Annotated in this window: 15 protein-coding genes; 9 read left to right on the top strand and 6 right to left on the bottom strand. The window is 59.1% G+C overall.

What is annotated here, in order from left to right:
• Positions 1–66 precede the first annotated feature (66 nt).
• From dksA to D8779_RS07165, 3 genes are read left to right on the top strand one after another with little or no spacing between them, the layout of a single operon-like run.
• On the top strand, positions 67–483 hold the full coding sequence (gene dksA, locus D8779_RS07175; RefSeq protein WP_136664455.1) for an RNA polymerase-binding protein DksA: 417 nt from the start codon (positions 67–69) through the stop codon (positions 481–483).
• A gap of 14 nt (positions 484–497) precedes the next feature.
• Positions 498–1,703 carry a zinc metallochaperone GTPase ZigA gene (zigA, locus tag D8779_RS07170; RefSeq protein ID WP_136663737.1) on the top strand — a complete coding sequence of 402 codons (1,206 nt, stop codon included), beginning with the start codon at positions 498–500 and terminating at the stop codon, positions 1,701–1,703.
• Complete coding sequence (locus D8779_RS07165; RefSeq protein ID WP_136663736.1) at positions 1,703–2,347, top strand: DUF1826 domain-containing protein; 645 nt, start codon at positions 1,703–1,705, stop codon at positions 2,345–2,347. Before zigA ends, D8779_RS07165 begins: the two co-directional genes overlap by 1 nt.
• A gap of 137 nt (positions 2,348–2,484) precedes the next feature.
• On the opposite strand, the gene D8779_RS07160 is transcribed toward D8779_RS07165, so the two are convergent.
• Positions 2,485–2,838: an NADH:ubiquinone oxidoreductase gene (locus D8779_RS07160; RefSeq protein WP_136663735.1), complete on the bottom strand. Its 354-nt coding sequence runs from the start codon at positions 2,836–2,838 to the stop codon at positions 2,485–2,487.
• A gap of 142 nt (positions 2,839–2,980) precedes the next feature.
• Here D8779_RS07160 and D8779_RS07155 point away from each other — a divergent pair, with 142 nt between their 5' ends.
• On the top strand, positions 2,981–3,943 hold the full coding sequence (locus tag D8779_RS07155) for a CobW family GTP-binding protein (RefSeq protein WP_136663734.1): 963 nt from the start codon (positions 2,981–2,983) through the stop codon (positions 3,941–3,943).
• Positions 3,944–3,957: 14 nt separating this feature from the next.
• Here the strand turns inward: D8779_RS07155 and D8779_RS07150 are convergent, their stop codons facing one another.
• On the bottom strand, positions 3,958–4,746 hold the full coding sequence (locus D8779_RS07150) for a hypothetical protein (RefSeq protein WP_136663733.1): 789 nt from the start codon (positions 4,744–4,746) through the stop codon (positions 3,958–3,960).
• 51 nt (positions 4,747–4,797) lie between these two features.
• Positions 4,798–5,655 carry an extracellular medium-chain-length polyhydroxyalkanoate depolymerase gene (locus D8779_RS07145; RefSeq protein ID WP_240789695.1) on the bottom strand — a complete coding sequence of 286 codons (858 nt, stop codon included), beginning with the start codon at positions 5,653–5,655 and terminating at the stop codon, positions 4,798–4,800.
• Positions 5,656–5,931: 276 nt separating this feature from the next.
• On the opposite strand from D8779_RS07145, the gene D8779_RS07140 reads away from it, so the two are divergent.
• Together D8779_RS07140 and D8779_RS07135 are read left to right on the top strand one after the other, a co-directional pair.
• Complete coding sequence (locus D8779_RS07140; protein ID WP_167492537.1) at positions 5,932–7,674, top strand: DUF1302 domain-containing protein; 1,743 nt, start codon at positions 5,932–5,934, stop codon at positions 7,672–7,674.
• 12 nt (positions 7,675–7,686) lie between these two features.
• On the top strand, positions 7,687–9,048 hold the full coding sequence (locus D8779_RS07135; RefSeq protein WP_136663731.1) for a DUF1329 domain-containing protein: 1,362 nt from the start codon (positions 7,687–7,689) through the stop codon (positions 9,046–9,048).
• Here D8779_RS07135 and D8779_RS07130 read toward each other — a convergent pair.
• Entirely contained in the window at positions 9,045–9,665 is a 621-nt protein-coding gene (locus tag D8779_RS07130; RefSeq protein ID WP_136663730.1) for a TetR/AcrR family transcriptional regulator, read from the bottom strand. The two genes, D8779_RS07135 and D8779_RS07130, sit on opposite strands and share 4 nt — an antisense overlap.
• Before the next feature lie 177 nt (positions 9,666–9,842).
• On the opposite strand from D8779_RS07130, the gene D8779_RS07125 reads away from it, so the two are divergent.
• The 3 genes from D8779_RS07125 (at position 9,843) to D8779_RS07115 (ending at position 12,060) form a co-directional block, all read left to right on the top strand.
• Complete coding sequence (locus D8779_RS07125) at positions 9,843–10,628, top strand: alpha/beta fold hydrolase (RefSeq protein WP_167492536.1); 786 nt, start codon at positions 9,843–9,845, stop codon at positions 10,626–10,628.
• Between the two features lie 176 nt (positions 10,629–10,804).
• Entirely contained in the window at positions 10,805–11,683 is an 879-nt protein-coding gene (locus D8779_RS07120) for an alpha/beta fold hydrolase (protein WP_136663728.1), read from the top strand.
• Positions 11,684–11,688: 5 nt separating this feature from the next.
• Positions 11,689–12,060, top strand: a complete 372-nt coding sequence (locus D8779_RS07115; RefSeq protein WP_240789694.1) for a DUF7079 family protein — start codon at positions 11,689–11,691, stop codon at positions 12,058–12,060.
• A 62-nt stretch (positions 12,061–12,122) separates the two neighbouring features.
• On the opposite strand, the gene D8779_RS07110 is transcribed toward D8779_RS07115, so the two are convergent.
• Both D8779_RS07110 and D8779_RS07105 read right to left on the bottom strand, forming a co-directional pair.
• A complete protein-coding gene (locus tag D8779_RS07110; RefSeq protein WP_136663726.1) occupies positions 12,123–12,527 on the bottom strand; it encodes a DUF3301 domain-containing protein in 405 nt (134 codons plus the stop codon).
• Positions 12,528–13,013, bottom strand: coding sequence for an acyl-CoA thioesterase (locus D8779_RS07105; protein ID WP_136663725.1), 486 nt, complete (start codon positions 13,011–13,013; stop codon positions 12,528–12,530).
• Positions 13,014–13,087: the final 74 nt, after the last annotated feature.

Below are 13,087 nucleotides of genomic sequence, written 5' to 3'. Positions count from 1 at the left end.
TATGGATTTAAATGTTATGTTATAACAAGTAAATTACAAAACCAGCGAATCCTGACAATGATCGAAATGCCGCTCACCCACGCCGAGCTGCTCGCCCAGCCGGCGGATGACTATATGAACACCGCGCAGCAGCAGTTCTTCCGCACGCTGCTTCTCAACCAGCGCGGCGAACTGCAAACGCGCATTGCTGACGAGTTCGAAGGCTTGCGCGAGCGCGAAACCAGCAGCGATCCCGCCGACATTGGTAGCGCCGAAGAGCGTCGCCAATGGCAGCTACGCCTATTGGAGCGAGAAAAAAAGCTACTCGACAAGATCGACGAAGCCCTCGACCGCCTGGCTCGTGGCGAATACGGCTGGTGCCGCGAAACCGGTGAACCGATTGGCCTCAAGCGCTTACTGCTGCGGCCCACCGCGAGCCTGTGCATCGAAGCCAAAGAACACCAGGAACAGCGGGAAAAACACCTGCGTCACACCGACCAATGATGGAGCCTGAAACCATGACCAATCGTCTTCCCGTCACCGTGTTGTCCGGCTTTCTCGGGGCCGGTAAAAGCACCTTGCTCAATGCCATTCTGAAAAACCGCCAAGGCTTGAAAGTAGCGGTGATCGTCAACGATATGAGCGAGATCAATATCGATGGCAGCGAAGTTCAGCGTGATGTCAGCTTGAACCGCGCCGAAGAAAAGCTTGTGGAGATGAGCAACGGCTGCATCTGCTGCACCTTGCGTGAGGATTTGCTGGAAGAAGTTGGTCGCCTGGCTCGCGATGGCCGTTTCGATTATTTGCTGATCGAGTCCACCGGCATTTCCGAGCCGCTGCCAGTGGCTGAGACCTTTACCTTCCGTGGTGAGGATGGCCAGAGCCTGGCCGATGTGGCGCGCCTGGACTGCATGGTGACGGTGGTCGACGGGGTGAACTTTCTGCGTGATTTCCATGAGGCCGAGAGCCTGGCCAGCCGTGGCGAAACCTTGGGCGACGAAGATGAGCGCTCAATCACCGACCTGCTGATCGAGCAGGTGGAATTCGCCGATGTACTGCTAATCAGTAAGATCGACCTGATCAGCAGTGTCGAGCGCGAAGAGCTGATGGCTATCCTCAAGGGCTTGAATACCCACGCCGAAATTGTGCCGATGGCCATGGGCGCGGTGCCGCTAGACAAGATCCTCAATACCGGTCGCTTCGACTTCGAACGTGCTGCCCAGGCGCCCGGCTGGCTTAAAGAGCTGCGCGGTGAGCATGTGCCGGAAACCGAGGAATACGGCATCGCTTCCAGCGCCTACCGTGCGCGCAAGCCGCTGCATCCCGAGCGGTTCTTCAACTTTATCAACCGCGAGTGGAGCAATGGCCGCCTGCTGCGCAGCAAGGGCTTTTTCTGGTTAGCCAGCAAGTACCAGGAGGCCGGCAGCTGGTCGCAGGCCGGTGGCCTGATGCGTCATGGTTTTGCCGGGCGTTGGTGGCGTTTTGTCCCGAAAGACCAGTGGCCGCAGGACGATGAAGGGCTGCAGTCGATTATGAAAAACTGGCAAGCGCAGACCGGCGACTGCCGCCAGGAGCTGGTGTTTATCGGCCAGAACATCGACTTCACTCAGTTGACCGCAGAGCTGGATGCCTGCCTGCTGACCGATGCGGAAATGGATTTGGGCGCGGACGCCTGGCGGGCGCTGCCTGACCCGTTCGGCCCTTGGCATGAGGAGGCGGCCTGATGCTGGCGCCTGTGTTGCGTCAGCCGTTGCAGCAGGTACGCAGCGAGCAGATTGAAGTGCTCAGTGAGGTGCTGCGTGAAGAGATCAATCTGGCGGTTTGGCAGCGCCAGTTGCCGACGCAAATCAGTGATTTCGCCAGCGCCTTGTTGGCCGAAGGCTCGTCGCTGGGGCACTCCATCGTGCTGGAGCTGGCCAACCCGGAGAGCACGCCGAACCTCAGTGGCTTGGTCGATGGCTACAGCGATCTGCCGGGCCAGGCGGCTTTTGTGCAGGACGTCAGCTGGCTGGTCAGCGCCTTTGCTTGCCTGTTCGACGCCAAACGCATCGGCCTGCGCCTGCGCATTCTCGACAAGGCCATGTGCCCGCGCTTTCATGTCGACCATGTACCGGTGCGGCTGATCACCAGCTACGCCGGGGTAGGCAGTGAGTGGCTGGAAGAAGGCGTGATGGCACGCCGGCGCCTCGGTGATCCGGTCGCCGAGCCCAGTGACGCCACGCTGATCCAGCGCGCTACGAGTGGGCATGTGCTGCTGGCCAAGGGCGAAAAATGGATCGGCAACGAGGGCGGCGGCTTGATCCACCGCTCGCCGCAACCACCAGCTGGTGAGCGGCGCTTGTTGCTGACGCTGGATTGGTTGGCCTGAATTGCAGGCAAAAAAATAGGCTGCAGATTATGGCAGCCCTAAGCACCAGAAAAGCATGTCGGGGCGTGAGCCGGCATGCAGGGGTGAGGTATAGGGCCACTAAACCATAGGAGTGATGACGCTTTGATGAAGCTTATTTAGCGCGCCATCCACACCCCTCTGCTCTGTTTCTCGCAGAAGGGTTTGAGGTAGGTGGCATCACTGGCCACGCCGTAGTAATGCACATCCTGTTGGTAGGGCGTGCCGCCAACGGTGGCATTGCGGCAAACGCCAAAGGACCCCGTCGGGCATTGCTCCACAAACTCCACCGCGACCTTCTGGCCTTGCAGCTGCGGCTTGCAGAAGCCGGTGCGAAACAGGTTGGGCGGGATGCTGCGGTTCTGCTGGCAGACCTTCACATCCAGGCGCTCGGCCTGGCTATGCACCACGCAGGCTTCGCCCCAGGCCTGGCCGGACAGTGCAAACAGGCTCAGCAGCAGAAAAGCGCGCATCAATTGACCCTCGAAAAATATGCCGGCGACTCTAGCATGCAGGGTTTAATCAGTCTGCGGGCTACGTTGGGATCGCACACAGGCGCCGCTAGAATGGCGGCAGCCAAATTCTTCTCTCTGATAGACAGTGCAAACGCCGATCATGCTGAAAAATATCCCCACCCATGTGATTGCCGGGCCGCTTGGTGCGGGCAAGACCAGCTTGATCCGTAATTTGCTGGCGCAGCGCCCGCCGACCGAACGCTGGGCGGTGTTGATCAACGAATTTGGCTTGATTGGTCTGGATGCCGCGCTGCTGACCACTGATGACGATGGCGTGGCTCTCGGCGAAGTGGCCGGTGGTTGCCTGTGCTGCGTCAACGGCGTGCCGTTTCAGGTCGGGCTAAGTCGTCTATTACGTCAGGCCAGGCCGGATCGACTCTTGATCGAGCCATCTGGCCTGGGTCATCCCTTGCAATTACTGGAGCAACTGCGCGAAGCGCCCTGGGCTGGGGTGCTGACGGTGCAGGAACCGCTGCTGGTGCTGGACGCCCAGGCCCTGGCCGCAGGTGAGACGCTGCCCGATAGCCAACAGGCGACGCTTGGTCGCGCCGGCTTATTAGTGCTGAACAAGGCTGAAGGGCTCGATCAGGCCGCAAAAGCGCGAATCCAAGCGCAGCTGCCGGCGCGGCCGCTGTATTGGACGAGCCAAGGCGTACTGCCGCTGGCGCAATTACCCGGCGTTAATGCTCAGGCCCAGGCGGGCAGCACCTTGGATGATTTGCCGCCCGCCGCTAAGGCATTGCCGCTGCTGTGGCGCAGCCCGAGCGAGCCAATCTGCCAGGTTCAGCAACAGGCCGAAGGCTGGAGCATCGGTTGGCGCTGGCACCCCAGCCAGCAGTTTGAGCTGATGCGCGTGCAGCAGTGGCTGAGCAACCTGTCTTGGCGCCGCGCCAAGCTGGTGCTGCACTCCAACGCCGGCTGGCTATCCGCCAACGCCCTGAACGGTCAGGCGTTGCATTGGCAAAACAGCGAATGGCGCACGGACTCGCGGCTGGAGCTGATCTTTAACGAAGCGCAGGACATCGCCGCATTGCAGGTGGAGTTTGCCCAGTGCTTGCTGTGAGGCCACTTTGCCGGTTATTGCAGTAGGGCCTCTTGGGCCGGTTGAGCCAGCGTGGGCAGCTGCTCCAGGTCGACGATGATCTGTCGGCTGTAGCGATTGACCAGGGTGGGGATATTGTCCTTTTGGTAATACCGCAGCGACGGTTCGATATAGCGCCATCTGCGTTCAATGCTGTGCAGCAACGCCTGCGCCTCGCCGTCTTTATACTTTTGCCGCAGTTGCTGCAGGCCCTCGCTAAAGACTTTGCTCTGCACATCCAGCGCCGGGTTATCCCCGCCGAGGGCATTGGCTCCCACGCTATGGGCTAGGTAATCGGTGGTAAGGGTTTGCAGCTGCATGGCCAGCACCCGACTGCGTGTCGTCATTAGATCTGGCTGCTGGTAATAGACGTCCAAACTGTCGCTAAGGCTCGTCAGCAGGCGATTTAACTGAATCAGTTCGGCAATCGACCCACCGCTTGGGCTGAGCTGTTGCTGCAGGCTGCTCGCCAGTTCTTGTAGCAGCGCACGGTAGGCGGGCCACTGTTCACGTAATAGCAGCAAAGTATTGAGCCCGTCGCCATCAGCGGGAGCATCCAGTTGGTGAAGCAGTTGATCTGTCTGGATGATGCGTTGCTGCACTGATGCCAGGTGTGCCGGGTCGTTGTCGACCCCGTACAGCAGATAGAAGTCGCCCATTGAACCGCTAAGGTCGAGGCGTATCTGCTGCAGCGCCATGGTCGGTTGTGTGGTTGCTGCGTAGCTGTTGAGGCAAGCGAGAAAAATTGCCAGCGCGCAAAGCTGGCGCAGGTATGAATGATTCATTGAGGTGTCCTAAGGTGCGGCCGGGCTTCTACCCGGCCGCATGTTGAGTGGTCAGGGATAGGCGTTAAACCAGGCCAGGGTCTTGCCCGGCGAGGCATCGAACCATTCATGCTGGCCCAGTGCTTGGGTGTAACGACCCGTGGGAATGCCCTGATAGAGCAGGCGGTCGTAGTACATATCCATACTCCACCAAGGCACCACGGCATCGACAAAACCGTGGATGAAGTAGGTCGGTGGATGATCGGCTGGCAGGGTGTTCGGTACCGAGCAGATAGGCCCACTGCAGGTCGCGTAGGAGCCGGAGTGAACCACCAGGGCCTTGAATTGGCCGGGGAAGCTGACGGCCATGCGACTGGTGTTATAGCCGCCGCTGGAGATGCCGGTGGCGTACTTACGCTGGCCGTTCAAGGGGCCGAAATGACCATTGTCGATGGCCTGGAACAGGTTGCTGAGGAAGGTGAAGTCAGTACTGGTTTCATATAGCTCACCTGACAGACCGGGGATATTGGTGTGCCAGAACAAATCGGCCGGTGCGCTGGGGGCAATCACCGCGTAGCCGTTGTCTAGCAGGGTCTTGATGGTCTTGCCTTCGTTGTACAGCTTGCCCAGCCAGGCATTGCTGTAATAAACGAAATTATCCAGCGCAAAGAACGAACCTTGATAGAACACCACCACTGGCCAACCTCCCGGCGGCGGGGTACCCGCTGGGTGTTGGTAGATCACTTTACGGGTCGCCAGAACGCCAGAATTGATCCAGGTCGATTGGTGGCTGCAGCTGATCTTGCCGGGCAGCAACAGGGTCTTCTTGCGCTCGCTGCAGGGTGAGTCGGCCCAACTGGGGCTTGTAAACAGACACGTCAACAGGGCGATCAGGCCCAGTCGACGCACATTTTGCTTGGCAGTAAACATGTGCTGTCTCCAGTTTCTTATTGGTTTTTTATCGAGGCGTCCTCCTGACGGTAATAAGTGATTCCCTGCATTCGCAACGTAAATAGAAACCTGAATTCCGATTCCGTCAAGTTGGCCAAGTCAAGAAATCTGCCTGCTGTAGCGCGGCGATCGGTCTAGCGCCGGCTATCGACGAGAAGAAAAATCTTTTGTGAGCTTGCCAAGACAAGACGTTGGTACTACTTTATCGGAACCGATGTTCCGGTTCCGATAAAAACAATACAGCAGGAGATCGTCGTGGCGACACAGAGATCAGCATGGACCGCAGGTTGCTTGGCATTGCTGGCGGCCAGCCAGGCAGATGCCTTTCAGACGCGCTCAGGAGACTGGGCGCTGTCGTTGGATACCACCCTGTCTTATGGGGTGAATTACCGCATGGAGAGTCAGGATCGTCGCCTGATCGCCCGCGCCAATGGTGGCAGGGGCGATAACAGCGGCCTGATCAACTCCGATGACGGCAATCTCAACTACAAGAAAGGTGAGCTGTTCTCAGAAGTGACCAAGGTGGTCACCGAGATGGACCTGAATTTTCAGGACAACTACGGCATCTTTCTGCGCGCCCGCGGCTTCTACGATTTTGAGCTGAAGGACGATGATCGCCGCCACCGCGAGATTTCCAATAAGGGGCTGGACGATGCCGGCTCCAGCGTCGACCTGCTGGATGCATTCGTTTACGGCAGCTGGACCGTGGCTGACCGTGCGCTCAACGTCCGCCTGGGGCGCCAGGTGATCAATTGGGGTGAAGGGCTGTTCTACCAGAACGGTATTGGCGCAACCAACCCGGTCGACCTCAATGCCCTGCGCGCCCCAGGCTCCGAGCTGAAAGAAGCCTATATGCCGACCCTGATGGGCTACGCCTCGTTCGAGCTGAGCGACGGTCTGTCCATCGAAGGTTACTGGCAACCCGGCAGCGCCTGGGACGAAACCAAGATCGACCCCTGTGGCACCTATTTCTCCACCCTGGATGTGCTCGGTGGTGGTTGCAATTACCTGATGCTGCCCCCTTTGCAGGAGCCGTTGCTCGGTGGTCAAGCCTTTGACAGCCCAGAACAGGCTCAAGCCTTTGCCGATAGCCTGGGCCCAGGCTTCGCCAATGACCTGCTGCGCGGTTACTTGCCGACGACCTATATCTCGCGGGGCAAGGATGTAGAAGCCGATGATGCCGCGCAGTTTGGTGTGGCCATGCGTTGGATGGTGCCGGAGCTGAATGACAGTGAGCTGGGCTTCTATTACATGCGCTACAACATGAACGTGCCGATGCTCGGCTTGACGGTTGGCCAGCCGGTGGTGTTGCCTGTGGTGGGCGCGTTGCCGTCTGGGACCAGCTCCAGCTACTACGCCGAATACCTGGAAAAGCGCCACCTCTATGGCCTGAGCTTTAACACCAGTATCGGCGGTGACAGCTTCCTCAATGGCCTTTCGGTGGCTGGTGAACTGAGCTACCGACCCAATGCGCCGATTGCACTCGGCTTGGGCGAATACCTGCCGACGGCATTGCTGGGCAACCTGGCAGGCCTGCCGGTCGGTACGCGCCTCGATGGCTTCGAAGAGAAGGCCATGTGGCAAGCCTCGCTGGTGGGTATCTACAGCTTTAACAACCTGCTCGGGGCCAACGCCGCCACCCTGATGACGGAGGTGGTCGGCAGCCGGGTACAGGGCCTGGAGTCGGATGTCGATTACTACGGCGCGACGTCCAGTGCCTGGGGGGCGCAAAGCAGCCTGTCGCTGACCTACAGCAACGTCTTCAACGTGGTCAATCTGGTGCCCAGCCTCAGTTACCAGTACGGCATCAACGGCGTTGCACCGCAGCTGACCAATGGCCTGTTGGAAGAGCGCAAAAGCTACTCGCTGGGCCTCGATGCGATCTATCAGGAGTCCCTGGCCGTCGGCGTCAAATATGTTGGCTACAGCGGTGGCGGCTTGGCCAACAAGCTCAGCGACCGCGACTACCTCGGCTTCAACATCAAATACAGTTTCTAGGACGAGATCACCATGAAGACTTCAGGATTGTTGCGCGCCAGTCTGTTTGGCACTTTGTTGCTGAGCAGCGCGCTGGCTCAGGCCCAGGTGGATGCCGTCCAGGCCGCACGCCTCGGCCAGGACTTGACCCCCATCGGTGCCGAGAAAGCCGGCAATGCCGCCGGCACCATCCCGGCCTGGGACGGCGGCCTGGCCCGCGACGTCAGCGCCTTCGACTCGGCGCAAGGTTACCGTGACCCTTACGCTGCCGATCAACCGCTGTTCAGCATCACCGCGGCCAATGCCCAGCAGTACCGCGAGCAACTCAGCCCCGGTCAGTTGGCCATGCTGACGCGCTTCAGCGACAGCTGGAAACTCAACGTTTATCCGACTAGGCGCTCGGCGTCCTACCCGGACAAGGTGTATGCCGCAGCCAAGCACAATGCGACCTCGGCCAAGCTGATCGAAAACGGTAACGGCATCGCCGATTTCAAGCTGGCCACGCCATTTCCAGTGCCGCAGTCCGGTCTGGAGGTGCTGTGGAACCACTTGGTGCGCTACCGCGGTGACAGCGTAAAGCGCTACTACGCCCAGGCGGTGCCCCAGGCCGGTGGTGACTACTTTATGACCAAGATCGAAGACCTGTTCCTGTTCAACCAGGCGGCCGGCGACCAGAGCCAGAGCGACGGCAATATCCTCTTCTACTTCCGCCAGTCGGTACTGGCTCCTGCGCGTCTGGCCGGCACCGAGCTGCTGGTGCATGAGACCGTCAACCAAGTCAAAGAGCCGCGTTTGGCCTGGCTCTACGCTTCGGGCCAACGCCGGGTGCGCCGCGCCCCGAACGTGGCCTATGACTCCCCCGGCACTTCATCGGATGGCATGCGCACCACGGACAACTTCGACATGTTCTCCGGGGCGCCGGACAAATACGACTGGCAACTGATGGGCAAGAAAGAGCTCTTCGTGCCTTACAACAGCTATCGCCTGGCGGCCAAGAGCAATAAGTACAGCGACATCGTCAAGCGCGGGCATATCAACCCGGATTTGCTGCGTTACGAGTTGCACCGTGTCTGGCATGTGCGGGCCACGCTGAAAGCCGGCATGCGTCATCAGTACAAGCAGCGGGATATGTATTTCGATGAGGACAGCTATCAGGTCCTGGTGGTCGATCACTATGACAACCGCGACACCCTGTGGCGGGTCGGTGAGTCTTATACGATCAACCTGTATGACCAGCCGCTGATCTGGACCAAGGGCGATGCGGTATATGACTTGATCGGTGGTCGCTATGTCATCGGCGTGTTGTCCAATGAAGAACCCGCCAATCAGTTTGATATTGCCCTGAAACCGTCAGACTTCACCCCTGCACAATTACGCAGGGACAGCCGACGTTAATGTTTGGCAACTTCCAGATAATTGCAGATGAGTGTGGAAAGTTCTCCGGGGATAACTTCCCGGGGAGTTTCACCGAGCGTCCCAACCATGGTCAGGTAATTCATGCTGGCCAGCAGCATATGCGCGGAAAGATCGGCGGCTTGTTGCGGTTGTGGGTGGCCGAATTCGCTTTGGCGGGTCAGGACGATGCGACAGAAGGTCTGACCGATATAGGCATTGAGCTGGTGGAAGCGCTGGCGAAATTGCAGATCGGCGGAGCTGCGGCGAACCAGGGCGCGCAGCAGACCTTCGTGCCCGGCGAACAGATCGATCATGCCTTGGATAAACCCCTCGATCTGCTTGGCCACAGGCAGGTCGCTGTGGCTGAGGTCGGCGACCAGGGCATCGATAGCGCTGCGGCCTTGCTCAACAAAGCGCTCGTGTACGGCGTAGAGCAGCACGTCTTTGTCGCCCAGCAGACGATAGAAAGTGCCTACCGAGGATTCGGCCAGTTGCGCAATCTGGGAAATGCCGGTGTCTTCGAAGCGATTGTCCGCAAGCAATTCGGCAGCCACGTTAAGGAAGCGTTCTAAGGCTTTTTTACTGCGAGCCTGAGTTGGGCTGGAAATGCTGTTCATTAGGAGTTCTCTATACGAAGCAGGCCGATTCTAGATTTTTCGGCGCAATAAGGCAAACGTCAGCGTAATAACTAAGTTGGCAAACTGAATATATTTATTAGTTGTTTCCTGATAACCGCAGTGGTTCAGGAGGGCAGGTTAATTAGTGCCCTGGTTATTATTAGAAGGAGTTTGGCCGTGCATTATATTCAATTGAAAAGTGGCCGCTGCGCCTATATCCGCAAAGGCCAGGGAATACCGGTGCTGTTGCTGCATGGTCTGGGCTCATCCTGGCAGGACTGGCAGCCGCAAATTGAGGCACTGTCGCGCTTTGCTGAAGTGTTCGCCCTCGATCTGCGCGGCCATGGTGCCAGCGAGCCCCTGCGTGAGCCGGTTAGCGTGGCCGAACTGGCGGAGGATGTGGGTGAGTTTATTCGCTTCCAGGCTATTCAAGGCTGTGTGCTGGTGGGCATTTCCATGGGCGGTATGGTCGGCTTCCAGTTGTTGGCGCAGCAGCCAGAACTGGTTGGGCGCCTGGTGGCGATCAACAGCGCGCCGAGCTTCCCGCTGGATTCCTGGGCGTTGCGCGGCAAGGTGCTGCTGCGTCTGGCGCTGATCCGTCTGCTCGGTTTGAAAACCATGGGTCGTCTGCTGGCGCGCAAGCTGTTTCCTTATGCCGAGCAGAGTGAATTGCGCCGCCGCACCGCCATGCGCATTGGTGAAAACGATCCGGTGTCCTACCTGCATGCGATTCGCGCAATTCTTGGCTGGACGGCGTTGCCGGCCGTCAATGGCGTGGACACGCCGATGCTGATCGTTGCTGGCGATCGTGATTACACGCCATTGGCCTACAAACAGGCCTATGTCGCTGCGCTGCGCAATGCCGAACTGCAGGTGGTGAGTAACTCGGGGCACGCCACGCCGCTGGATCAACCCGAGCAATTGAATACCCTACTTGAGCGGTTTATTCGCGCTCAACAATAGGTGGAGGTGAGTGTGGGCATTCGGGCACCTGCGGGTGCTCATTTTTTATGCCACTTCATGTGTAGCAATCACCCTTCGGGTTATTGCTACACCGCGTTAAAAATGACTTTTCGTCGAAGCTCGGCGGCAGGCTTACGGCGCAGTAAACTGGCGGGCCAGAAAACAGTGAGCCGGCTATGAATCTTCAACCTTGGTCCCATGAATGCTCTGCCGGCTTCACCCTGCGTGGTTGGCATACGCCGGCTTCGGGTAAGCCCGTGCTGCATTTTCTGCATGGCAATGGTTACTGCGGGCGGGTTTACACGCCGTTGTTACAGCGCTTGGCCGAGGATTTCGATCTGTGGCTGTGCGATGTGCAGGGCCATGGCGAGAGTGATCATGGCGGGCGCTTCCATGGCTGGAATCGCAGCGCCGAGCTGGCGGTCGAGGCCTTCGAAGCCGGTCGTGGGATATTCGGCAGCGCACCGTGCTTTGCCTTGGGCCATAGCTTTGGCGGCGTATTGACCAGCCTGATGCTGGCCCAGCAGCCGCAACTGTTCCAGCGCGCGGTGCTGCTTGACCCGGTGTTGTTCAGCCCGGCGATGATCGGGGTGATGGCATTGTCCGATGTGGTCGGCCTGAGTCGGCGCACCACTATGGCCAGCAAGGCGCTGAAACGTCGTAGCAGTTGGCCGGATCGCGCCGCTGCGCATGCTGCCTTGCACGGCCGTGGGATGTTTCGCGGTTGGACCGAGGAGGCCTTTGCCGCCTATATCCAACATGCGCTGAAGGACAGTGATAAGGGCGTCGAGTTGAAGTGCCGGCCGAGCCGTGAAGCGGATATTTTCAGCTCCTTCCCCAAGCGCCTGTGGCCATCATTGGGCAAGGTGACAACGCCGACCCAAGTGCTTTATGGCCAGCGCAGTTACCCTTTTGTGGCCAAGTCCGTGGCGCGCTGGTGCGCCAGCAATGCCCAGGTCAGCGCGCATGTAATGCCGGGCGGGCACTGCTTTATGCAGGAGCAACCGGACGTAAGTGCTGCCCGCGTGGTGCATTTTCTATTGCAGCGTGATTAGCGCTGATGGTCAGTCGCGAAGAGGTCTGGCTGGCGCTGTCTGAGCTATGGCTGGACACCGATCTGACGGAACCCACTCTGCGCTATATCGCCCGACAACTGCATGGCAGTGGATTTTGCGCTGAGCAGCTACAGCATATTTTTCAATATGAGGTGGCCCCGCAGGTCTGGGCAAACCATTGGACGACGGCGGGTGTGTGGGATGGTTTTGATCCGCAGTGGCTAGTGGCGGGATGTCGACGCCATCAGCAGGCGGGTCGTTGGCATCGGCTGAAATGCCGTTGGCTGCATAGGCCGATGACATATGGCTGCCGCCTGCAATGGCAACAGGTGCTGCTGTATTGGGCGGCGTTGGTCGCCGCTGAGCCGCGCCAGTAAACCTGTGTGCTTACGCGTTTGGGCGGGCGGGGTGGTGATGCGCTACCCCGTTCTAGCGGCTTTTAGTGTGGCGTAATGTCTTCATCGGGGTTCTGCCGCTGGCTGCGCCATTGCTGCATCTCGATCACCTGTGCGCTGGGCGTGGGCGGCTCACGAAACGGGTGGGCGGCCAGCTCAATACGCCCTAGCTGCTGGCCAAACATGATGATGCTACCGACATGCCGCTGTTCCCCGGTTACGGTGAACTCGAAACCGTAAACCCGTGCCAACCGCTTGCGCCCTCGTGCATCGGGCAGCAGGGCGAGCCGGCGCAGTGCCACGTTCTCATCGAGCAACTCGATATCGGCCTTGGCGCAGTGCTGTTTCACCAGGCTCAGTGCCCGTTCGCGTAAGCCATGGGCGTGCCATAGCCAGGCGCAAGCTGTGGCGAACAGCATCAGCAGAAATACATCGAAGAGGTCGATCATTTAGCCTTCAGCTTCGTTAAGCGCCTGGTAACGCTGTTGCAGTTCGTGGCGAATCTGCCGGCGTTGCAGGCCTTGCCGCTGGCGGCGCAGGCCGTCAGGCGTTTCAGGAATCAGGGCGGGGATGACGACCGGCTTTCGCTCTTCATCGACCGCAACCATGGTGAAAAAGCAGCTGTTGGTATGGCGTACCGAGCGCTCGCGGATATTTTCCGTGATCACCTTGATGCCGACTTCCATTGACGTACGCCCGGTGTAGTTGACCGACGCGAGAAAGGTCACCAGTTCGCCAACATGAATCGGCTCAAGGAAAATCACCTGATCCACTGAAAGCGTCACCACATAGGTGCCGGCATAGCGGCTGGCGCAGGCGTAAGCCACTTCATCGAGGTATTTGAGCAGGGTGCCGCCGTGGACATTGCCGGAAAAATTGGCGTTGTCCGGAGTCATCAGGACGGTCATCGACAGCTGGGCGGTTCCGGCTTGCATAGGGCACTCTATGACGGGTTGATCGCGCTAAATGCTGCAAGGTTGCGCGCTATGGGCGTCACGGTACTGGTTGC

It is taken from the genome of Pseudomonas leptonychotis, assembly GCF_004920405.1.
In the GTDB taxonomy this organism is placed as follows: Bacteria; Pseudomonadota; Gammaproteobacteria; order Pseudomonadales; family Pseudomonadaceae; genus Aquipseudomonas; species Aquipseudomonas leptonychotis.
This window is presented reverse-complemented; position numbering and strand designations above follow the sequence as displayed.